This is a genomic window from Huaxiibacter chinensis, assembly GCF_022171985.1.
Taxonomy (GTDB): Bacteria; Pseudomonadota; Gammaproteobacteria; order Enterobacterales; family Enterobacteriaceae; genus Enterobacter; species Enterobacter chinensis_A.
The window spans coordinates 1-22,878 of record NZ_JAJVHF010000002.1; the positions used below are offsets into that span (position 1 = coordinate 1).

The following is a 22,878-nucleotide window of genomic DNA, read 5'->3' on the forward strand; positions in this document are numbered from 1 at the left end:
TGATAGGTCGGGTGTGTAAGCGCAGCGATGCGTTGAGCTAACCGATACTAATGAACCGTGAGGCTTAACCTTACAACGCCGAAGATGTTTTGGCGTGAGAGATGATTTTCAGCTGATACAGATTAACAGAATTTGCCTGGCGGCTTTAGCGCGGTGGTCCCACCTGACCCCATGCCGAACTCAGAAGTGAAACGCCGTAGCGCCGATGGTAGTGTGGGGCCTCCCCATGCGAGAGTAGGGAACTGCCAGGCATTAATTAAGAAGAACCCCGTACCGTAAGGTGCGGGGTTTTTTGCTTTGTACGCGATATACCGAACCACAGACTCATCTCCTTGAAACTTTCTCACCTTCCAAACTGTTCCTCGACATTGCTCATATTTATGGGTATTGTCAGCTATCTGGATGTCTAAACGTTTATACGTATGCTGTGAGGATCTAAGGTTATGCCGATTCGGGTGCAGGACGAGCTACCAGCCGTCAATTTTTTGCGTGAGGAAAATGTCTTTGTCATGAAGGCCTCGCGTGCGACAGGTCAGGAAATTCGTCCACTTAAGGTTTTGATCCTTAACCTGATGCCGAAAAAGATCGAAACAGAGAACCAGTTCCTCCGGTTACTCTCAAACTCGCCGCTGCAGGTAGATATTCAACTCCTGCGCATTGATGCGCGTGAGTCGCGAAATACCCCCGCTGAGCATCTGAATAACTTTTACTGCGATTTTGACGATATCCGTAATGACAACTTTGACGGACTGATCGTCACGGGTGCTCCGCTGGGTCTGGTGGAGTTCAACGACGTGGCCTACTGGCCGCAGATCGAACAGGTTCTGGAGTGGGCAAAAGATCATGTTACCTCCACGCTGTTTGTCTGCTGGGCTGTTCAGGCCGCGCTTAATATTCTTTATGGCATTCCAAAACAGACGCGTACCGAAAAGCTGTCTGGGGTCTATGAGCACCACATTCTCCATCCGCACGCCCTGCTGACGCGTGGATTTGATGATTTCTTCCTGGCTCCCCATTCTCGCTATGCAGATTTTCCGGCCGCGCTGATACGTGATTACACCGACCTGGAAATCCTGGCTGAAACCGAAGACGGGGATGCCTATCTCTTTGCCAGTAAAGACAAACGTATCGCTTTTGTCACGGGGCATCCTGAATATGATGCACACACGCTGGCGGGAGAGTTTTTCCGTGATGTAGAAGCGGGCCTTTCTCCCCAGGTGCCCTATAACTACTTCCCAAAAGACGATCCACAAAACACGCCAAGAGCGTCCTGGCGCAGCCATGGTAATTTGCTCTTTACCAACTGGCTCAACTACTACGTCTATCAGATCACGCCATACGATCTGCGCCATATGAATCCGACGCTGGAATAATCCGCTAGCAAAAACGATCCTAAAGCGTTTCAGCTCTCCTTATCAGGCACCTTCGGGTGCCTTTTTTATTTCCGAAATTCAAATCAATGAGTGAATAAATTTTAAATTCATATTAATCAGGTGGTTATCTTTAATATTTAATTAAAATGGAAATTGTTTTTGATTTTGAAAAAATAATGGATAGTCTTAACTCTGCTGAGTGAAAAAGACACAACGATCGTTTACTCGGCCTGGGGAGAATTTTTGGAACGAAGAGGATCCGGACTATGACGCAACAGGCAACGACAGAAGACGAACTGAGCTTTAGCCAGCCGTATGGCGAGCACGAACAGCAGATATTGACGCCAGATGCCGTTGAGTTTCTGGCTGAACTGGTCACGCGCTTTACGCCAAAGCGGAACAAGCTTCTGGCAGCGCGGATCCAGCAACAGCAAGAAATCGATAACGGCACGCTTCCCGATTTCATTTCGGAAACCGCTTCCATTCGTGACAGTGAGTGGCAGATTCGTGGTATCCCCGCTGATTTGCAGGATCGTCGTGTTGAAATTACCGGTCCCGTTGAGCGCAAGATGGTGATCAATGCCATGAATGCGAACGTTAAGGTTTTTATGGCGGACTTCGAAGATTCACTGGCACCGGACTGGTGTAAAGTGATCGAAGGCCAGGTAAACCTGCGTGATGCGGTCAACGGTACGATCAGTTACACCAATGAAGCCGGAAAAATATACCAGCTCAAACCGAATCCGGCGGTGCTGATTTGTCGTGTACGCGGGTTGCATCTGCCTGAAAAACACGTCACCTGGCGCAATGAAGCGATCCCCGGCAGCCTGTTTGATTTTGCGCTCTACTTCTTCCACAACCATCAAACCCTGCTGGCAAAAGGCAGCGGCCCCTACTTCTATCTGCCTAAAACCCAATCCTGGCAGGAGGCGGCGTGGTGGAGCGAGGTGTTCAGCTACGCCGAAGATCGCTTCAACCTGCCGCGTGGCACCATCAAAGCCACCCTGTTGATTGAAACTTTGCCTGCGGTCTTCCAGATGGACGAGATTCTGCATGCCCTGCGTGACCATATCGTGGGGCTGAACTGCGGGCGCTGGGACTACATTTTTAGCTATATCAAGACCCTGAAGAATTATCCGGACCGCGTACTGCCGGACCGTCAGGTCGTCACCATGGATAAGCCTTTCCTGAACGCCTATTCGCGCCTGTTGATTAAAACCTGCCACAAACGCGGTGCCTTCGCGATGGGCGGCATGGCCGCATTTATCCCGAGCAAAGATGCGGAGCGTAACACTCAGGTATTGAACAGAGTGAAAGCGGATAAAGAGCTTGAGGCTCGCAACGGCCACGACGGAACCTGGATTGCCCACCCGGGTCTGGCCGACACGGCAATGAGCGTATTCAGCCAAACCTTAGGCGACCGTCAGAATCAATTATTGGTCTTACGCGAAGAAGATGCGCCTGTCACCGCAGAACACCTGCTGGCGCCGTGTGAGGGTGAGCGGACGGAAGAGGGGATGCGCGCCAACATCCGCGTCGCTGTCCAGTACATCGAAGCCTGGATCTCTGGCAACGGCTGTGTGCCGATCTACGGTCTGATGGAAGATGCGGCCACCGCCGAAATTTCACGTACCTCTATCTGGCAGTGGATCCACCACCAGAAAACGCTGAGTAACGGCAAGCCGGTGACCAAATCCTTGTTCCGTCAGATGCTGGCCGAAGAGATGATGACCATTCAGGAGGAGCTTGGAGAGCACCGCTTTAGCAGTGGTCGCTTCGATGACGCTGCCCGTCTCATGGAGCAAATCACCACATCAGATGACTTAATCGACTTCCTCACCCTGCCGGGCTACCGCTTACTGGCCTGATTCACTCAATAATAATATGGAGCATCTGCACATGAAAACTCGTACCCAACAAATCGAAGCGTTACAAAAAGAGTGGACGCAACCGCGCTGGGAAGGCATCACCCGTCCGTACAGCGCAGAGGAAGTGGTGAAATTACGCGGCTCGGTGAACCCGGAATGCACGCTGGCGCAATTGGGTGCCGCGAAAATGTGGCGTCTGCTGCACGGTGAGTCGAAGAAAGGGTACATCAACAGCCTCGGCGCACTGACCGGCGGTCAGGCCTTACAGCAGGCGAAAGCCGGTATTGAAGCCGTTTATTTGTCCGGCTGGCAGGTGGCTGCCGATGCTAACCTGGCATCCAGTATGTATCCGGACCAGTCACTCTATCCGGCCAACTCGGTGCCCTCGGTTGTTGATCGCATCAATAATACCTTTCGTCGGGCGGATCAGATCCAGTGGGCATCCGGCATCGAACCGAACGATCCCCGCTTTGTCGATTATTTCCTGCCGATTGTCGCGGATGCCGAAGCGGGTTTTGGCGGCGTGCTGAATGCGTTTGAGTTGATGAAATCAATGATCGAAGCCGGTGCAGCGGCCGTCCACTTTGAAGACCAGTTGGCCTCGGTGAAGAAGTGCGGGCATATGGGCGGCAAAGTACTGGTCCCGACTCAGGAAGCGATTCAAAAGCTGGTTGCGGCGCGTCTGGCTGCAGATGTGCTCGGCGTCCCTACGCTTGTGATCGCCCGTACGGATGCGGATGCCGCCGATCTCATCACCTCCGACTGCGATCCCTATGACAGCGAATTCATCACCGGCGAACGCACCAGCGAAGGTTTCTACCGTACCCATGCGGGAATTGAACAAGCCATCAGCCGTGGCCTGGCGTACGCCCCTTACGCCGATCTGGTGTGGTGTGAAACGTCCACGCCGGATCTGGCCCTGGCGAAGCGCTTTGCCGAGGCTATTCACGCTAAATACCCGGGCAAGCTTCTGGCCTATAACTGCTCGCCATCCTTCAACTGGCAGAAAAACCTCGACGACGCCACCATCGCGAGTTTCCAGGAACAGCTGTCGGAGATGGGCTACAAATACCAGTTCATTACGCTGGCCGGTATCCACAGCATGTGGTTCAACATGTTTGATTTAGCCCACGCCTACGCACAGGGCGAAGGGATGAAGCATTACGTCGAAAAAGTGCAGCAGCCTGAGTTCGCGGCCAGTAAAGAAGGGTATACCTTCGCCTCTCATCAGCAGGAAGTCGGCACGGGTTACTTTGATAAGGTCACCACGATCATTCAGGGCGGCGCCTCCTCCGTCACGGCTTTAACGGGATCGACGGAAGAAGCACAGTTCTGAGCCGTTTCATGCCCGGTGGCGATGTGATTGCCGGGCCTACGACTGACGCCCTTTCCCGCCCGGAGGGGGCGGGTTGAGGGAGTCGAAGCATGTCGCGTGGCCGGGAATTATTGATTGCACAGACTATTTTGCAGGGCTTTGATGCTCAGTATGGACGTTTTCTGGAAGTCACTTCGGGCGCGCAGCAACGCTTTGAACAGGCAGACTGGCACGCCGTTCAGCAGGCCATGAAGCAGCGCATTCATTTATACGATCATCACGTGGGCCTGGTGGTGGAGCAGTTGCGCTGTATTACCGACGGCAACACGCCTGATGCCGCTTTTTTGCTGCGGGTCAAAGAGCATTACACCCATTTATTACCCGATTACCCTCGCTTTGAAATTGCGGAGAGCTTTTTCAACTCCGTTTATTGCCGGTTATTTGACCACCGCTCGCTGTCTCCTGAGCGGTTATTTATTTTCAGTTCTCAACCGGAAGGGCGATTTCGCGCCATACCGCGTCCGCTGGCAAAAGATTTTTATCCCGATCCGGGATGGGAGAGCCTGTTAACGAAAGTCCTCACCGATCTTCCCCTGCGCCTGCCCTGGCAACATCGTCAACGGGATGTGGGCTATATCATGCAGCATCTGTACGAAGCCGTAGGCGAAAAGAGACTGCAACAGAGTCATCTGCAGGTTGCAAATGAGCTTTTCTATCGAAATAAAGCGGCGTGGCTGGTTGGAAAACTGATCACCCCAGAATTAACCTTGCCCTTTCTGCTGCCGATTCATCGCACCGACGAAGGCGAGCTGTTTGTCGATGCCTGTCTGACCACGCACGCCGAAGCGAGCATTGTGTTCGGTTTCGCCCGCTCCTATTTTATGGTCTATGCCCCGCTTCCCGCTGCGCTGGTTGAATGGCTGCGTGAGCTTTTACCGGTGAAAACCACGGCTGAGCTGTATATGGCGATTGGCTGTCAAAAACACGCCAAAACAGAAAGTTACCGGGAATATCTGCACTATATCGCCCGCGCCGATGAACAGTTTGTTGAAGCACCTGGCATTCGCGGCATGGTCATGCTGGTGTTTACCCTGCCCGGTTTCGACCGCGTCTTTAAGGTCATTAAAGACCGTTTCGCCCCGCAGAAGGAGATGACCGCGGCACATGTCCGTGCCTGTTACCAGCTGGTCAAAGAACATGACCGCGTTGGGCGGATGGCTGATACGCAGGAATTCGAAAATTTTGTGCTGGATAAGCGTCAGATTGCGCCGGCATTAATGGCCCTGCTGATGCAGGAGGCGTCAGGCAAAATCACCGATTTGGGCGATAAAATTTCGATTAGCCATCTCTATATTGAGCGCCGGATGGTGCCGCTGAATATCTGGCTTGAGCAGGTTGAGGGGGCGCAGCTTCGCGATGCGATTGAAGAATACGGGAACGCGATTCGTCAGCTTGCCGCTGCCAATATCTTCCCGGGCGACATGCTGTTTAAAAATTTTGGCGTGACGCGACACGGGCGCGTGGTGTTCTATGATTACGACGAAATTTGCTATATGACCGAGGTGAATTTCCGCACCATTCCCCCGGCGCGCTATCCCGAAGATGAGATGTCGGGTGAGCCGTGGTACAGCGTCTCGCCTGGAGACGTCTTCCCGGAAGAGTTTCGTCACTGGCTGTGCGCGGACCCGCGCATCAAACCACTCTTTGAAGAGATGCATAACGACCTTTTCCACGCCGACTACTGGCGCGGCCTGCAAACGCGAATAAAGAACGGGCATGTTGAGGACGTTTACGCCTACCGGCGCAGGCAGCGGTTTTGCATCAGGTTTTCCCCCTCTCCACAGGGAGAGGGCTGAATAAAGGCATCAGACCGCCTTAAAGCTTAACGAATCCCGCCGTAGGCCAGCGTCACCTCTTTCGCGGCTTTAATTACCAGCGCGCCCAGTTCGGTGACGCGATCGTCGGTCATGCGTGAAATGGGGCCGGAGATGGAGATAGCGGCAAAAGGCTCGCGATGTTCATCAAAAATACAGGCCGCCAGGCAGCGCAGGCCCAGCGCGTGCTCTTCGTCATCAAACGAGTAACCCCGCTTACGCGTCAACGCCAGATCCTCTTTCAGATGGACGGGCGACACCAGGGTGGCGTGTGTATAGGCATGCAGCCCTTTACGGTGTAACAGGCTCGTCACCTGTTCTTCCGTGAGCTGCGACAAAAAAGCCTTACCCGCGCCGGAAGCGTGCATCGGCAATTTACCGCCGATGGGTGCAGACATGCGCATCAGCTGTGTGCATTGCACCTGATCGATAATAATCGCCTGATGATCGCTCTGGTCCAGTACCGCCAGATTAACCGTCTCACCGGAGTCTTCCATCAATTTGCGCAGAATGGGGTGCACAATCGCCAGCAGGTTACGGCTCTGCAAGAAACTGCTGCCCACGATAAACGCATGCGCGCCTACTGCCCAGTGCCCCAGTTCGCCGACCTGTCGTACAAAGCCCAGCTGCTGCATGGTCGTCAGTAAACGGTGCGTGGTCGAGTTAGGCAACCCCGCCTGCTGAGCCAGTTCGGTTAACGCCACGCTGCCGTGGGATTCCGCTATCCATTCCAGAAGTTTTAATCCACGCGTCAGCGACTGAACCTGACCCGCAGGTTGCGCTGCAGGGGTGGCGGCAGGTTTTCTGCCACGTTTAGCGGGTACGGTAGCGACCATGACGGACTCCTTTTCTGTATCGTGGAAATCATTTTCGTTTTATCTGGTGATTTTGCAACCGTTATCCTGACTGATCGGAGGAGTGATGGTGAACATGTCTCATGTTAACGCTGTGTGACTTCTCCACTCTGCCAGATTATGCCAGTATGGACTGCTGGCCTTTTGGCCTGGTTGATCGTTGTCGGGAGCGAGTGTGAGCAGCAAAGAAAATCAACTGCGTACGCAGTTAAACGAACGAATTCTGGTGCTGGACGGCGGCATGGGCACCATGATCCAAGGCTACCGTCTGAGCGAAGACGCCTTTCGCGGTGAACGTTTCGCCGACTGGCCGTGCGACCTGAAAGGCAATAATGACCTGCTGGTGCTGACTCAGCCTGACATTATCGCGGCCATTCATCACGCGTATTTTGACGCGGGTGCGGATATTGTTGAAACCAACACCTTCAACTCGACAACCATCGCTATGGCGGATTACCAGATGGAATCCCTGTCGGCGGAGATTAACTTTGCGGCGGCAAAGCTGGCGCGCGCCTGTGCAGATGAATGGACTGCCCGCACGCCGGATAAGCCGCGCTACGTGGCGGGGGTACTGGGCCCGACCAACCGTACGGCTTCTATCTCCCCGGACGTGAACGACCCGGCGTATCGTAACGTCACCTTCGATCAGTTGGTGGCGGCCTACCGCGAATCCACTAAAGCGCTGGTGGAAGGCGGTTCCGATCTCATCATGATCGAAACGGTCTTCGATACCCTTAATGCGAAAGCCGCCATATTTGCCGTCAAGGAAGAGATGGATGCCCTGGGCGTTGATCTGCCGATCATGATTTCCGGTACGATCACCGATGCGTCTGGCCGTACCCTTTCGGGCCAGACGACCGAGGCGTTTTATAACTCGTTACGCCACGCGGATGCCCTGACCTTCGGGCTGAACTGTGCGTTGGGGCCAGATGAACTTCGCCAGTACGTACAAGAGCTGTCGCGTATTGCCGATTGCTACGTGACCGCGCACCCGAACGCCGGCCTGCCGAATGCCTTCGGTGAATACGATTTAGACGCCGACACCATGGCCGCGCAGATTCGTGAATGGGCCGAATCGGGCTTTCTCAATATCGTTGGGGGATGTTGTGGTACAACGCCCGAACATATCGCCGCAATGAGCAACGCGGTGGCCGGTTTGCCACCGCGTAAACTGCCTGAGCTACCGGTAGCGTGCCGCCTGGCGGGGCTGGAACCGCTGACCATCGGTAAAGAGAGCCTGTTCGTGAACGTGGGCGAACGCACCAACGTGACCGGCTCTGCAAAGTTCAAGCGTCTGATTAAAGAAGAAAAATACAACGAAGCCTTAGATGTTGCCCGCCAGCAGGTCGAAAGCGGGGCGCAAATCATTGATATCAACATGGATGAGGGCATGCTCGACGCGGAAGCGGCGATGGTGCGTTTCCTCAACCTGATTGCCGGTGAACCGGATATTGCCCGCGTGCCGATCATGATTGACTCCTCAAAATGGGACGTCATCGAAAAAGGGCTGAAGTGCATCCAGGGCAAAGGCATCGTCAACTCGATCTCAATGAAAGAGGGCGTTGAGCAGTTTATCCATCATGCCAGACTGGTCCGCCGTTATGGCGCAGCGGTGGTGGTGATGGCCTTTGATGAGGTCGGCCAGGCCGACACGCGTGAACGTAAAATTGAAATCTGCCGTCGCGCCTATAAGATCCTGACGGAAGAGGTCGGTTTCCCGCCTGAAGACATTATTTTCGACCCGAATATCTTCGCCGTGGCAACCGGTATCGACGAACACAACAACTACGCCCAGGACTTTATTGGCGCCTGCGAAGACATCAAACGCGAACTGCCGCATGCGTTGATTTCAGGCGGCGTGTCAAACGTGTCGTTCTCGTTCCGCGGAAACGACCCGGTGCGTGAAGCCATCCATGCCGTCTTCCTCTATTACGCCATCCGTAACGGGATGGACATGGGTATCGTCAATGCCGGGCAGCTGGCCATTTATGACGATCTCCCGGCTGAACTGCGCGACGGCGTGGAAGATGTGATCCTGAACCGTCGGGATGATGCCACCGAGCGGATGCTGGATCTGGCGGAGAAATACCGCGGCAGCAAAGCCGATGACAGCGCCAACATTCAGCAGGCCGAATGGCGCTCGTGGGAGGTGAAAAAGCGCCTGGAGTATTCCCTGGTGAAAGGGATCACTGAATTTATCGAACTCGATACGGAAGAGGCACGTCAGCAGGCGGCTCGCCCTATCGAAGTGATCGAAGGCCCGCTGATGGACGGGATGAACGTTGTCGGGGATCTGTTTGGTGAAGGTAAAATGTTCCTGCCACAGGTGGTGAAATCCGCCCGCGTGATGAAACAAGCCGTGGCCTACCTTGAACCCTATATCGAAGCCAGCAAAGAGAAAGGCTCCAGCAACGGTAAAATGGTTATTGCGACCGTAAAGGGCGACGTCCACGACATCGGAAAAAACATCGTTGGGGTGGTGCTGCAGTGCAACAACTACGAAATAATCGATCTTGGCGTGATGGTGCCTGCGGATAAAATCCTCAAGACCGCGCGTGAGGTGAATGCAGATCTGATCGGGCTCTCCGGGCTGATTACCCCCTCGCTCGACGAAATGGTGAACGTGGCAAAAGAGATGGAGCGCCAGGGCTTTACCATTCCGCTGTTAATTGGCGGCGCCACCACCTCCAAAGCGCATACTGCGGTAAAAATTGAGCAAAACTACAGCGGCCCGACGGTCTATGTACAGAATGCCTCGCGCACCGTGGGCGTGGTATCGGCACTGCTGTCCGCCACGCAGCATGACGACTTTGTCGCCAGAACGCGTAAAGAGTACGACACCGTGCGCATCCAGCATGGGCGTAAAAAACCCCGAACCCCGCCGGTGACGCTGGCCGCGGCGCGGGAAAACGACCTGGCCTTTGACTGGGCAAGCTATACGCCGCCGGTGGCGCATCGTCTGGGCGTGCAGGACGTCACCGCCAGTATTGAGACCTTGCGCAATTATATCGACTGGACGCCGTTCTTCATGACCTGGTCGCTGGCCGGAAAATATCCCCGCATCCTCGAAGATGAGGTGGTTGGCGAAGAGGCGAAGCGTCTGTTTAACGATGCCAACGAGATGCTCGATATGCTCAGTCGTGAGAAAAAGCTCAATCCGCGAGGAGTGGTTGGGCTGTTTCCGGCGAACCGCGTGGGCGACGATATTGAAGTCTATCGCGACGAAACGCGCACGCACGTGCTGGCGGTCAGTCATCATCTGCGTCAGCAAACCGAGAAGATCGGCTTTGCCAACTATTGTCTGGCTGATTTTGTGGCGCCAAAACTGAGCGGCAAAGCGGACTACATCGGTGCCTTTGCCGTGACCGGTGGCCTGGAGGAGGACGCACTCGCCGAGGCCTACGAGGCGCAGCTGGATGATTACAATAAAATCATGGTGAAAGCGATCGCCGATCGTCTGGCGGAGGCATTTGCGGAATATCTGCACGAGCGCGTGCGCAAGGTGCACTGGGGTTATGCGCCGAATGAGAACCTGAGCAATGAGGAGCTGATTCGCGAGAATTACCAGGGTATTCGTCCGGCGCCTGGCTATCCGGCGTGTCCGGAGCACACTGAAAAAGGCACCATCTGGCAGCTTCTGGATGTGGAAACCCATACGGGAATGAAACTGACGGAATCCTTTGCCATGTGGCCCGGCGCATCGGTATCGGGCTGGTATTTCAGCCATCCTGACAGCAAATACTACGCGGTGGCGCAAATTCAGCGCGATCAGGTGGAAGATTACGCCCGGCGGAAAGGGATGAGCATCCAGGAAGTGGAGCGCTGGCTGGCACCTAATCTGGGCTACGACGCCGACTAACAGGCGACTTATTGCCTGCCTCACGTCACCTTTCCTTACAACATACAAGGCGCTCTTTGGGCGCCTTGTCTCTTTCTTACGTTTAAACCCTTATACTGGAAGAGTGCTCATGCGCAGACCGGAAAGGCGTACCTGCCATCCGGGAACATCTTGCGCAACGAGCCTGAGAAACACGTAAATGATAAGGAGGATCTACAACCGTGCTGACGTTGTTACACCTGTTATCCGCGGTGGCATTATTAGTCTGGGGGACACACATTGTCCGTACCGGGGTGATGCGCGTGTTCGGCGCACGATTGCGCACGGTCCTGAGCCGCAGCGTGGAGAAAAAGCCGCTCGCCTTCTGCGCGGGTATCGGCGTCACTGCGCTGGTTCAAAGCAGCAATGCCACCACCATGCTGGTCACCTCGTTTGTGGCACAGGATTTGGTGGCGCTCGCCCCTGCACTGGTGATTGTCCTCGGGGCTGACGTCGGGACCGCGCTGATGGCGCGTATTCTGACGTTCGATCTTTCCTGGCTGTCGCCGCTGCTCATCTTTATCGGTGTGATCTTCTTCCTGGGACGCAAGCAGACCCGGGAGGGCCAGCTGGGACGCGTGGGCATCGGTCTTGGGCTTATCTTACTGGCCCTGGAGTTGATTGTTCAGGCCGTCACGCCGATCACACAGGCCAACGGCGTGCAGGTCATTTTTGCTTCGCTCACCGGCGATATCATGCTCGATGCGCTGATCGGGGCGGTCTTTGCGATTGTCAGCTACTCAAGCCTGGCAGCCGTACTGTTAACCGCGACATTGACCGCGGCGGGAGCGATTTCATTCCCGGTGGCGCTCTGTCTGGTGATTGGCGCGAACCTGGGCTCCGGCCTGCTGGCTATGATCAATAACAGCGCCGCCAACGCAGCAGCGCGGCGCGTAGCGCTGGGCAGCCTGCTCTTTAAGCTGGTGGGAAGCCTGGCCATATTGCCGTTTGTGCATCCGCTGGCGAACCTGATGGACAACCTGCCGTTGCCCAAATCGGAGCTGGTGATCTACTTTCACGTCTTCTACAACCTGGTCCGCTGTCTGGTGATGGTGCCCTTTGCCGCCCCTATGGCGCGGTTCTGCGAGCGCCTTATCCGCGATGAGCCGGAGCTGGATGCGCGTCTTAAGCCAAAGCATCTGGATACTACCGCGCTGGATACACCCGCCCTGGCGCTGGCCAATGCCGCCCGGGAAACCCTTCGTATGGGGGATGCGATGGAGACCATGCTCGATGGTCTGCAAAAAGTGATGCATGGCGAGCCCCGGCAGGAGAAAGAGCTGCGTAAACTCGCGGACGACATTAACGTGCTGTATACCGCCATTAAGCTCTACCTGGCGCGAATGCCGCAGGACGAGCTTGCGGAAGAGGAGTCCCGCCGCTGGGCGGAAATCATCGAAATGTCGTTAAACCTGGAGCAGGCCTCGGATATCGTGGAGCGGATGGGCAGTGAAATCGCCGACAAATCCCTGGCTGCCCGTCGCGCCTTCTCGGTGGAAGGTCTTGCGGAACTGGATGCCCTGCAGGAGCAGTTGCTCAGCAATCTGCGCCTGGCGATGTCGGTCTTTTTCTCCGGCGATGTGCCCAGCGCCCGCCGACTGCGCCGCAGCAAGCACCGTTTCCGTATCCTGAATCGCCGCTACTCGCATGCGCACGTCGAGCGCTTGCACCAGCAGAACGTGCAGAGTATCGAAACCAGCTCCCTTCACCTCGGGCTGCTGGGCGACATGAAGCGTCTTAACTCCCTCTTCTGTGCGGTTGCCTACAGCGTAATGGAACAGCCGGATGAAGACGACGAGCGGGATGAGTATTAATTCTGCAAGCCTCACCGGGAAACGAGATAAGAGGGCAATCTCTCTTATCTCGTGACGCCCGAAAAAACGGTTATTAACCCGTTTTTGTCTCCCGCAAGGTAAGGTATATTTCCCGCCATTAAGGAGAAACTATGCTGCCAACTCAATCAACCCGTTTAAACAAATACATTAGCGAGAGCGGGATCTGCTCGCGTCGCGAAGCCGATCGTTATATCGAACAGGGGAATGTCTTCCTCAACGGCAAGCGCGCCACGATTGGCGATCAGGTTGTGCCGGGCGATGTGGTCAAAGTGAATGGTCAACTGATCGAACCCCGCGACGAAGAAGACCTGGTGTTTATCGCGTTGAATAAGCCGGTTGGCATTGTCAGCACGACGGAAGACGGCGAGCGGGACAACATTGTCGATTTCGTTAACCACAGCAGCCGTATCTTCCCGATTGGGCGCCTGGATAAAGATTCTCAGGGGCTGATCTTCCTGACGAATCACGGCGACCTGGTGAATAAAATCCTGCGCGCCGGTAACGACCACGAGAAAGAGTATATCGTCACGGTGAATAAGCCCGTTACGGACGAGTTTATCCGCGGGTTGGCCTCAGGGGTACCGATTCTGGGGACCGTCACGAAGAAGTGCAAGGTGAAGAAAGAGGCGCCGTTTGCCTTCCGTATTACCCTTGTGCAGGGCTTAAACCGCCAGATCCGTCGTATGTGCGAGCACTTCGGGTATGACGTGACGAAGCTTGAACGTACGCGCATTATGAACGTCAGCCTGTCCGGTATCCCGCTGGGGGAATGGCGTGACTTGACCGGTGATGAACTGATTGAGCTGTTCAGGCTCATCGAGAACTCATCGTCTGAAGCGAAGCCAAAAGCGAAAGCGAAACCTAAAACGCAGGCTGTCAAACGCCCGGTAGTGAAGGCGCCGTCATCGGAAGAGAAAAGCCGCGGTAAGCCCGCGGGCAAACGCTTCGTCCAGCCAGGGCGTAAAAAGAAAGGGCGCTAATTAGCGCCTTCCACGGGGTGAGGTATTGGCTGACCAGGAAAAGGTCGCCTCTTTATCGGGTTTGTAAGCCTGCTCTTTTTTCAGCTTGCGGGCTTTTTTCGCCTCGGCTTCACGCAGAGCCATCAGTTTGTCGATGTACTCTTTCTTAACCTGGTTGGTTTCGGCGTTGGTCAACGTGCGTCCATGGGCGATACGCGCGCGGTCGAGAAGCGTTTTCAGTTCGCGCTGCTCCGCTTCCGTCATGTCTTTCTGGGTCAAACGTGGTGTAGCCATTGCTGAAGCCTCCTGAAGGGGAGGCTTCAGTGTAAAGCAAGCGAAGGAAATTAACTCTGTTTCACTGCATCTTTTTTCGCTTGTTCATCAACAGGTTTACCTGACCAGTATCCTGCCAGCAGTGAACCTGACAAATTATGCCACACCGAGAACAGCGCGCCTGGCAGTGCCGCAAGCGGTGAGAAGTAAATTTTGCCCAGCGCCGCAGCCAGACCGGAGTTTTGCATCCCCACTTCAATAGCCAGCGTGCGGCAGGTAGATTCATCAAAGCCAAACAGCTTGCCACCCCAGTACCCGCCCAGCAGGCCAATCGTGTTATGCAACACTATTGCGATAATGACCACAAAGCCCACAGAGGCGATATGCGCTGCGGAACCTGCGACCACGGCGCTGATGATCGCCAGGATACAGACCATCGAAAACGCGGGCAGGTATGGCTCAACGGCTTTCACCACGCGCGGGAAGAGATGGTGAATCACCAGGCCGAGCGCAATGGGGATCACCACGATTTGCAGAATGCTCAGCAGCATGCCCATCACATCCACCTGAATATGGGCATCCACGTACAGGCGCGTCAGAAGCGGCGTGGCAATCACGCCCACCAGCGTCGACACAGAGGAGATAGTCACCGAGAGCGCAACATCCCCTTTCGCCAGATAGATCATGACGTTAGATGCAGTGCCACTTGCCACGCTCCCTACCAGCACCATTCCCGCAGAAAGGTCCGGTGGCATCTTAAAGGCCATTGCCAGCAGCCAGGCCGCGAGGGGCATCACCAGATAGTGCAGGAAAATCCCGGCTGCGACGGGTGCCGGTCGCGACAGGACGCGTTTGAAGTCGTCAATTTTCAGGTGTACGCCCATGCCGAGCATAATCAGCATCAGCAGCGTCGTGACCCACGGGCCGATGCCCGTAAAGTGGGTTGGGGTGTAATAGGCGAGTACAGAGAGCAGCAGCGCCCATAACGGGAACAGCCGGGTAATAGCGGTGAGCATGTTGATTTCCTTGCAGTATTGTCGTGTTGTTTTGTTATAAAAAAGCCGGGTCTATGCCCGGCTTATCGATATTGTTTAACGTGCTAACGAATTTTATTCAAACAAATTCTGATGAAGTTTCTGCACGACCTGCTCGGCCTGCTCAGCAGGGACCAGGAAGCAGAGGTTATAGCTGGACGCACCGTAGCAAATCATGCGAATGCTGAACGGGTCGAGCACCCCGAAGACCTCTTTGCCCACGCCGCAGGCGCGCGACAGTTTATTTCCGATGATGGCAACCAGGGCCAGATCTTCTTCCACCTCCACGCGGCACAGCTCAGACAGCTCAATTAACAGCGACTGGGTTAACAGCGTATCGCCCGTTGAGGTGGAGCCGGTGGTGTCCAGCGTCATTGCAATGCTGACTTCGGACGTGGTGATCAGATCGACCGAGATATGATGGCGCGCCAGGATACCGAACACTTCTGCCAGGAAACCCCGGGAGTGCAGCATGTTCAGGCTGTGCAGGGTGACCAGCGTTTGCTTACGACGCAGGGCCAGCGCACGGAACAACGGTGGGTTTTCCGTTCTTTTGCACACCAGTGTCCCGCCCGCGTTAGGATCTTTACTGGAGCCAACAAAGACGGGGATATCGCTGCGCACGGCCGGAAGCAGCGTGGCGGGGTGCAGCACTTTCGCGCCGAAGGTCGCCATTTCAGACGCCTCTTCAAAGGCAATCTCATCGATACGTTTTGCCGCCGGAACCACGCGTGGGTCGGTGGTATAAATGCCCGGAACGTCTGTCCAGATATCCACGCGAGAGGCGTGCAGCGCTTCACCCAGCAGGGCTGCGGTGTAGTCGCTGCCACCACGACCGAGGGTGGTTGTACGCCCTTTCGCTTCGCTGCCGATGAAGCCCTGGGTAATCACCAGGCCTTCGGCCATACGGGGCGCCAGCTGCTGGTTGGTGAGTTCTGCCAGCACTTCGACGTCTGGCTCGGCGCGGCCGAAGCGATCGCTGGTGCGCATGACTTTACGCACGTCAAACCACTGTGCCTGAACGTTACGTTCGCGCAGGATCTCCACGAACAGCAGCGTCGACATCAGTTCGCCGTGGCTGACCAGTTCGTCGGTTAAGGCCGTAGAGGTCGCCAGAGAGGCGGCTTCTGCCAGCGTGGTGATATTTTCCAGCAGACGTTCCACTTCTTCACGAATAACCTGCGGATTTTGCATGCATTCGAGAATGTCGAATTGAATCTTGCGCAACGCATCAAGCTTGACGAAGCGCTCAGTTGCTTCCAGTCCTTCTGCCAAAGCCACCAGTAAATTGGTGACACCAGCGGAGGCAGAGAGTACCACCAGGCGGGTATTCGGATCGGCCAGCACCACATCGGCGCTGCGGTTCATGGCGACATAATCGGCCACACTGGTACCGCCAAATTTGGCGACAACTAAACTGGTCATAACATCCTCGTGTCAGGGAATGAATAAAGCGACCTTGGCACAAGAATGAAACCAGAGCAGGTGCAGGCGCAAAATACGGCCCTATAAATAAAATGCGGGGGAGGTCCTGTCAATGCTGGGATTATGCGGATTTTTTATGGGGGGGTACCCCTCAGTAACAGGACTTATAACAGGGCCATATTTTATGCTCCCTTTCACCGCCTTTTGACCCATATTTCGCCACTCCTTCTGCGCGCGCCAGCAGCTATACTTTTCGGGTCTTTTCACCTGTGTTTGATGCATGCCAGGGCAATGGCATAAAAACCATCACAATTTTTATTTGCAGGCGCTACAATCGACCGCAGTCAACATTCTCAAATCAAAAGAGTATTGCTAATGAAAAACATCAACCCAACGCAGACTTCTGCCTGGCAGGCACTACAGAAACATTTTGATGCAATGAAAGACGTCACTATCGCGGATCTGTTCGCGAAAGAGGGCGATCGCTTCAGCAAATTCTCTGCCACCTTCGACGATCAGATGCTGGTGGATTTCTCTAAAAACCGCATCACCGAAGAGACGCTGGCACTGCTGCAGGATCTGGCCAAAGAGACCGATCTGGCGGGCGCTATCAAATCCATGTTCTCCGGTGAGAAAATTAACCGCACCGAAGATCGCGCCGTGCTGCACGTGGCCCTGCGTAACCGTAGCAATACGCCGATTATCGTTGACGGCAAAGATGTGATGCCGGAAGTGAACGCCGTGCTCCAGAAGATGAAAACCTTCTCTGAAGCCATTATCTCCGGTAGCTGGAAAGGCTACACCGGTAAAGCGATTACGGATGTGGTGAATATCGGTATTGGCGGCTCCGACCTCGGCCCCTTCATGGTGACCGAAGCGCTGCGCCCGTATAAAAATCACCTGAATATGCACTTTGTCTCTAACGTCGATGGAACCCACATCGCAGAAGTGCTGAAAAAAGTGAATCCGGAAACCACGCTGTTCCTGGTGGCGTCGAAAACCTTCACCACGCAGGAAACCATGACCAACGCCCACAGCGCGCGCGACTGGTTCCTGAAAACCGCGGGTGACAACAAGCACGTGGCGAAACACTTCGCGGCGCTGTCCACTAACGGTAAAGCGGTTGGCGAGTTTGGTATCGACACCGCGAACATGTTTGAGTTCTGGGACTGGGTAGGGGGGCGTTACTCTCTGTGGTCTGCGATTGGTCTGTCTATCATCCTGTCCGTTGGCTACGACAACTTTGTCGAGTTGCTTTCCGGCGCGCACGCGATGGACAAACACTTCTCCACCACCGCCCCTGAGAAAAACCTGCCTGTACTGCTGGCGCTGATCGGCATCTGGTACAACAACTTCTTCGGCGCAGAAACCGAAGCGATTCTGCCGTACGACCAGTACATGCACCGCTTTGCGGCGTACTTCCAGCAGGGCAACATGGAATCCAACGGCAAATACGTTGACCGTAACGGCAACGCGGTGGATTACCAGACTGGCCCAATCATCTGGGGCGAGCCGGGCACTAACGGCCAGCATGCGTTCTACCAGCTGATTCACCAGGGGACCAAAATGGTACCGTGCGATTTCATCGCCCCGGCCATCACCCATAACGCGCTGTCTGACCACCATCAGAAGCTGCTCTCTAACTTCTTCGCGCAGACGGAAGCGCTGGCCTTCGGGAAAGCGCGCGACGTGGTTGAGCAAGAGTATCGCGATCAGGGTAAAGATCCGGCGACGCTGGACTACGTCGTGCCGTTCAAAGTGTTCGAAGGCAACCGCCCAACCAACTCCATTCTGCTGCGTGAAATCACGCCGTTTAGTCTGGGTGCCTTGATTGCGCTGTATGAGCATAAAATCTTCACCCAGGGCGCAATCCTGAACATCTTCACCTTTGACCAGTGGGGCGTTGAGTTGGGTAAACAGCTGGCAAACCGCATTTTGCCGGAGCTGGGTGACGAAAAAAATATCGACAGCCACGACAGCTCAACCAACGGTCTGATTAACCGTTATAAAGCCTGGCGCGCGTAATAATAACGTCATAAAAAAGCCGGCACTGTGCCGGCTTTTTTTATCGGATAATTCCTGATGTCTGTTATTTAGCGCAGATTTCTATTATGAGTTTTATCTGAAAAAAGCGATTGCCCCGTTAATCACTGGGTGTATTTTTAGGATTATACGCAGAGTGTGGCTTGCGGGTTATATTTTAAATCAATGAAATAAAACGTCTTTTAATTAAATTTTATCGATCTCCAATTCTCTGATATCCATTTATCTGAAAACCCTTCTGCTATTTCCTGATACGGCAATCCGTCTGCTTTAGTTGTGTATACTCGAATCCGCCTGAATTTCTTTTGGGCAAATCTCCATTCATTCATTGAAGGGAAATTGTTATGAAAAAAGTACTGTATGGCATTTTTGCCATATCTGCGCTTGCGGCGTCGTCTGTCTATGCAGCTCCGGTTCAGGTCGGTGAAGCAGCAGGCTCGGCGGCGACGTCTGCGTCAGCGGGAAGTTCAACCGCGACCGCGACGAGCACCGTAGGCTCAGCCGTAGGTGTTGCTCTCGCGGCAACCGGTGGCGGTGATGGCTCCAATACCGGAACCACGACCACCACGACGACCAGCACCCAGTAATACCGGGTGTTTTAATCATAACCACACTTCGGTGTGGTTATTTCGCCCCTTCGGAGAAGAGTCGTGAAGCGACCCGCACTTATTTTGATTTGCTTGCTTTTACAGGCATGTTCAGCCACGACCAAAGGGCTGGGCAACTCACTGTGGGACAGCGTATTTGGAACACCCGGTGTTCAACTCACCGATGACGATATCCAGAATATGCCGTACGCCAGCCAGTATATGCAGCTCAACAATGGGCCACAGCTGTTTGTGGTGCTCGCTTTCGCGGAAAACGGGCAGCAGAAATGGGTGACGCAGGATCAGGCCACGCTCGTGACACAGCATGGACGCATCGTTAAAACCTTGCTGGGCGGGGATAACCTGCTTGAGGTGAATAACCTGGCGGCCGATCCGCTGATCAAACCGAATCAGATTATCGATGGCGCAAGCTGGACGCGCACGATGGGCTGGACCGAACACAAGCAGGTTCGCTACGCCACTGCCCGTTCCGTCTTTCGCTGGGACGGAACAGACAGCGTTACCGTCGGCAGCGATGAGACACCGGTCCGCGTGCTGGATGAAGAGGTCACCACCGACCAGGCCCGCTGGCATAACCGTTTCTGGATCGATGATGAAGGGAATATTCGCCAGTCCTTACAGTACCTTGGCGCAAACTTCTTCCCGGTGAAAGCGACTCTGATCAAGGCGGCGAAATAATGAAATTCATCTCATCCCTTGCGCTGGCGATGAGCCTTGCCGCACCGCTGGCGTGGTCGGCAGGCACGGTTAAGGTGTACTCCCCGGAAAGCAAAGAGCCAAAAACATTATCCAACGCGGAACACCTGATCGATCTGGTCGGTCAGCCCCGGCTGGCAAACAGCTGGTGGCCGGGGGCGGTGATTAGCGAGCGCCAGGCGACGGTGCTGGCAGAACAAAAACATCTGGCCTTGCTTGCCCGGTTAACCGGACTGGCAGGGCAAGAAGACGGAGACACCGCCGCGGCGATCAATGCATTACGCCAGCAGCTGCAGGCGATAAAAGTTACGGGACGTCAGCATATTAACCTCGATCCGGATGTTGTCCGGGTGACGGATACCGGCAATCCCACGCTGGAAGGCGAGTATTCCCTGTGGGTTCCGCGTCAGCCTGACACCGTGACAGTGATGGGTCTGGTTAGCGCGCCGGGTAAAAAACCGTTCACGCCAGGGCGCGATCTGGCGAGCTATCTCGATGAACAAAGCCTGCTGGCGGGGGCAGAAAAAAGCTACGCATGGGTTATCTATCCTGACGGGCGAACGCAAAAAGCCCCGGTGGCTTACTGGAATAAGCGCCATATCGAGCCAATGCCAGGCAGCCTCATTTTTGTCGGTTTTGCCGACCATTTCTGGACGAAGGCCTATGACGGACTGAATGCCGACATCCTTCGCTCTTTGACGCAGCGGATACCGGATTAATGAAAAGAACTTATCTCTACAGCATGCTGGCGCTGTGCGTGAGTGCAGCGTGTCACGCCGAAACATATCCCGCACCGATAGGTCCATCCCAGTCTGATTTTGGCGGCGTTGGGTTGCTCCAGACCCCCACGGCGCGTATGGCGCGTGAGGGTGAAATCAGCCTGAACTATCGTGATAACGATCAGTACCGCTACTATTCCGCATCGGTGCAGCTGTTCCCCTGGCTGGAAACCACCCTGCGCTACACCGACGTGCGAACAAAGCAGTACAGCAGCGTCGATGCATTCTCCGGTAACCAGACGTATAAAGATAAAGCCTTCGACGTGAAGCTACGCCTGTGGGAAGAGAGCTACTGGATGCCTCAGGTCTCTGTCGGTGCGCGGGATATCGGCGGTACGGGTCTTTTTGATGCGGAATACGTCGTGGCGAGCAAAGCCTGGGGGCCTTTCGACTTCTCACTGGGTCTGGGCTGGGGCTACCTGGGGACCAGCGGCAACGTGAAAAACCCGTTCTGTTCTTACAGCGATAAATACTGTTACCGCGACAACAGCTATAAGAAAGCCGGTTCGGTAAACGGCGATCAGATGTTCCACGGCCCGGCCTCGCTTTTTGGCGGGGTGGAATACCAGACGCCGTGGCAACCGCTGCGTCTGAAGCTGGAATACGAAGGGAATAACTACACCGAAGACTTTGCCGGAAAAATAGAGCAGAAGAGTAAGTTTAACGTCGGCGCGATTTATCGCGTGGCCGATTGGGCCGACGTTAACCTCAGCTATGAGCGCGGAAACACCGTCATGTTTGGTGTCACGCTGCGCACTAACTTTAATGATATGCGGCCGTCGTATAACGATAACGCACGTCCGAAATATCAGCCACAGCCGCAGGATGCCATTATCCAGCACTCGGTTGTGGCAAATCAGTTGACCTTGCTGAAGTACAACGCGGGCCTTGCCGATCCTGTCATTCAGACCAAAGGGGATACGCTGTATGTCACCGGCGAACAGGTGAAATACCGTGATTCACGCGAAGGGATCGAGCGGGCAAATCGGATCGTCATGAACGATCTGCCGGAGGGGATCCGCACGATCCGCGTGACGGAAAACCGTCTGAATATGCCGCAGGTGACCACCGAAACGGACGTTGAAAGCCTTAAGCGCCATCTGGAAGGCGAACCTCTGGGTCACGAAACGGAACTGGTGCAAAAACGCGTAGAACCGGTGGTGCCTCCATCCACCGAGCAGGGCTGGTATATCGACAAATCGCGCTTTGATTTCCACATCGATCCGGTGCTCAACCAGTCCGTTGGCGGCCCTGAAAACTTCTATATGTACCAGTTGGGCGTGATGGCCACGGCGGACTGGTGGGTGACCGACCACCTGCTGACCACCGGCAGTCTGTTCGGTAACCTGGCGAATAACTACGACAAATTTAACTACACCAATCCACCGAAGGACTCTACGCTGCCGCGCGTGCGAACCCGCGTGCGTGAATATGTTCAAAATAATGCCTACGTTAATAACCTGCAGGCTAACTACTTCCAGTATTTCGGTAATGGATTCTACGGCCAGGTGTACGGCGGTTATCTGGAAACCATGTACGGCGGTGCGGGTGCCGAGGTGCTCTACCGTCCGGTGGACAGCAACTGGGCGTTTGGGATCGATGCCAACTACGTGAAACAGCGTGACTGGCGCAGCGCTCAGGACATGATGAAGTTTACCGATTACAGCGTCAAAACGGGCCATTTGACCGCCTACTGGACGCCGTCGTTTGCCCAGGATGTGCTGGTGAAAGCGAGCGTCGGTCAGTATCTGGCAGGGGATAAGGGCGGCACGCTGGATATCTCTAAACACTTCGACAGCGGCGTCGTGGTGGGCGGTTACGCCACCATCACCAACGTCTCGCCGGACGAGTACGGGGAAGGGGACTTCACCAAAGGCGTGTACGTCTCGATTCCGCTGGATCTCTTCTCATCAGGCCCAAGCCGCAGCCGTGCGGCAATAGGCTGGACGCCGTTGACGCGTGACGGTGGTCAGCAACTGGGTCGTAAGTTCCAGCTGTACGATATGACCAGCGACAGGAATATTAACTTCAGATGATGCGGGAGTGCCCGGTAGCGTTAACCCTG

Annotated in this window: 16 protein-coding genes and 1 rRNA gene; 13 read left to right on the forward strand and 4 right to left on the reverse strand. The window is 54.9% G+C overall.

Features of this window, described 5'->3' with window-relative positions:
* Positions 1-135: 135 nt before the first annotated feature.
* The 5 genes from rrf to aceK all read left to right on the forward strand — a co-directional run bounded on the left by rrf (position 136) and on the right by aceK (position 6,412).
* Positions 136-251 (forward strand): 5S ribosomal RNA (gene rrf / locus LZP96_RS05840).
* Between the two features lie 192 nt (positions 252-443).
* On the forward strand, positions 444-1,373 hold the full coding sequence (gene metA, locus LZP96_RS05845) for a homoserine O-acetyltransferase MetA (RefSeq protein WP_064324405.1): 930 nt from the start codon (positions 444-446) through the stop codon (positions 1,371-1,373).
* Between the two features lie 266 nt (positions 1,374-1,639).
* On the forward strand, positions 1,640-3,241 hold the full coding sequence (gene aceB, locus LZP96_RS05850; RefSeq protein ID WP_258925736.1) for a malate synthase A: 1,602 nt from the start codon (positions 1,640-1,642) through the stop codon (positions 3,239-3,241).
* Between the two features lie 31 nt (positions 3,242-3,272).
* Positions 3,273-4,577 (forward strand): isocitrate lyase, encoded by a 1,305-nt coding sequence (gene aceA / locus LZP96_RS05855; protein WP_064324407.1) that lies wholly within the window; start codon positions 3,273-3,275, stop codon positions 4,575-4,577.
* Positions 4,578-4,666: 89 nt separating this feature from the next.
* Entirely contained in the window at positions 4,667-6,412 is a 1,746-nt protein-coding gene (gene aceK, locus LZP96_RS05860) for a bifunctional isocitrate dehydrogenase kinase/phosphatase (RefSeq protein WP_064324408.1), read from the forward strand.
* Between the two features lie 26 nt (positions 6,413-6,438).
* On the opposite strand, the gene iclR is transcribed toward aceK, so the two are convergent.
* On the reverse strand, positions 6,439-7,266 hold the full coding sequence (iclR, locus tag LZP96_RS05865) for a glyoxylate bypass operon transcriptional repressor IclR (protein ID WP_064324409.1): 828 nt from the start codon (positions 7,264-7,266) through the stop codon (positions 6,439-6,441).
* 193 nt (positions 7,267-7,459) lie between these two features.
* Between iclR and metH the strand changes: the two genes are divergently transcribed.
* From metH to rluF, 3 genes are all read left to right on the forward strand, one after another.
* Positions 7,460-11,143, forward strand: coding sequence for a methionine synthase (metH, locus tag LZP96_RS05870; protein ID WP_064324410.1), 3,684 nt, complete (start codon positions 7,460-7,462; stop codon positions 11,141-11,143).
* Positions 11,144-11,343: 200 nt separating this feature from the next.
* The gene (locus tag LZP96_RS05875) at positions 11,344-12,975 is read left to right on the forward strand and encodes a Na/Pi cotransporter family protein (RefSeq protein ID WP_064324411.1); all 1,632 of its coding nucleotides are present in this window, start codon (positions 11,344-11,346) and stop codon (positions 12,973-12,975) included.
* A 131-nt stretch (positions 12,976-13,106) separates the two neighbouring features.
* Entirely contained in the window at positions 13,107-13,976 is an 870-nt protein-coding gene (gene rluF, locus LZP96_RS05880) for a 23S rRNA pseudouridine(2604) synthase RluF (RefSeq protein WP_064324412.1), read from the forward strand.
* Here the strand turns inward: rluF and LZP96_RS05885 are convergent, their stop codons facing one another.
* The 3 genes from LZP96_RS05885 to lysC form a co-directional block, all read right to left on the reverse strand.
* Positions 13,977-14,249, reverse strand: a complete 273-nt coding sequence (locus tag LZP96_RS05885) for a YjbD family protein (RefSeq protein WP_064324413.1) — start codon at positions 14,247-14,249, stop codon at positions 13,977-13,979. It lies immediately after the preceding gene.
* 50 nt (positions 14,250-14,299) lie between these two features.
* Positions 14,300-15,244, reverse strand: a complete 945-nt coding sequence (gene panS / locus LZP96_RS05890; protein ID WP_064324414.1) for a ketopantoate/pantoate/pantothenate transporter PanS — start codon at positions 15,242-15,244, stop codon at positions 14,300-14,302.
* Positions 15,245-15,337: 93 nt separating this feature from the next.
* The gene (gene lysC, locus LZP96_RS05895; RefSeq protein ID WP_064324415.1) at positions 15,338-16,687 is read right to left on the reverse strand and encodes a lysine-sensitive aspartokinase 3; all 1,350 of its coding nucleotides are present in this window, start codon (positions 16,685-16,687) and stop codon (positions 15,338-15,340) included.
* Positions 16,688-17,062: 375 nt separating this feature from the next.
* Here lysC and pgi point away from each other — a divergent pair, with 375 nt between their 5' ends.
* The 5 genes from pgi (at position 17,063) to LZP96_RS05920 (ending at position 22,849) form a co-directional block, all read left to right on the forward strand.
* The gene (gene pgi / locus LZP96_RS05900) at positions 17,063-18,712 is read left to right on the forward strand and encodes a glucose-6-phosphate isomerase (RefSeq protein WP_258925738.1); all 1,650 of its coding nucleotides are present in this window, start codon (positions 17,063-17,065) and stop codon (positions 18,710-18,712) included.
* Between the two features lie 362 nt (positions 18,713-19,074).
* A complete protein-coding gene (yjbE, locus tag LZP96_RS05905) occupies positions 19,075-19,317 on the forward strand; it encodes an exopolysaccharide production protein YjbE (protein ID WP_064324417.1) in 243 nt (80 codons plus the stop codon).
* A 63-nt stretch (positions 19,318-19,380) separates the two neighbouring features.
* A complete protein-coding gene (locus LZP96_RS05910) occupies positions 19,381-20,016 on the forward strand; it encodes a YjbF family lipoprotein (protein ID WP_064324418.1) in 636 nt (211 codons plus the stop codon).
* Positions 20,016-20,753, forward strand: coding sequence for a capsule biosynthesis GfcC family protein (locus tag LZP96_RS05915; protein WP_064324419.1), 738 nt, complete (start codon positions 20,016-20,018; stop codon positions 20,751-20,753). Before LZP96_RS05910 ends, LZP96_RS05915 begins: the two co-directional genes overlap by 1 nt.
* The gene (locus LZP96_RS05920) at positions 20,753-22,849 is read left to right on the forward strand and encodes a YjbH domain-containing protein (RefSeq protein ID WP_064324420.1); all 2,097 of its coding nucleotides are present in this window, start codon (positions 20,753-20,755) and stop codon (positions 22,847-22,849) included. The genes LZP96_RS05915 and LZP96_RS05920 overlap by 1 nt, the downstream gene beginning before the upstream one ends.
* The last annotated feature ends 29 nt before the right edge of the window (positions 22,850-22,878 follow it).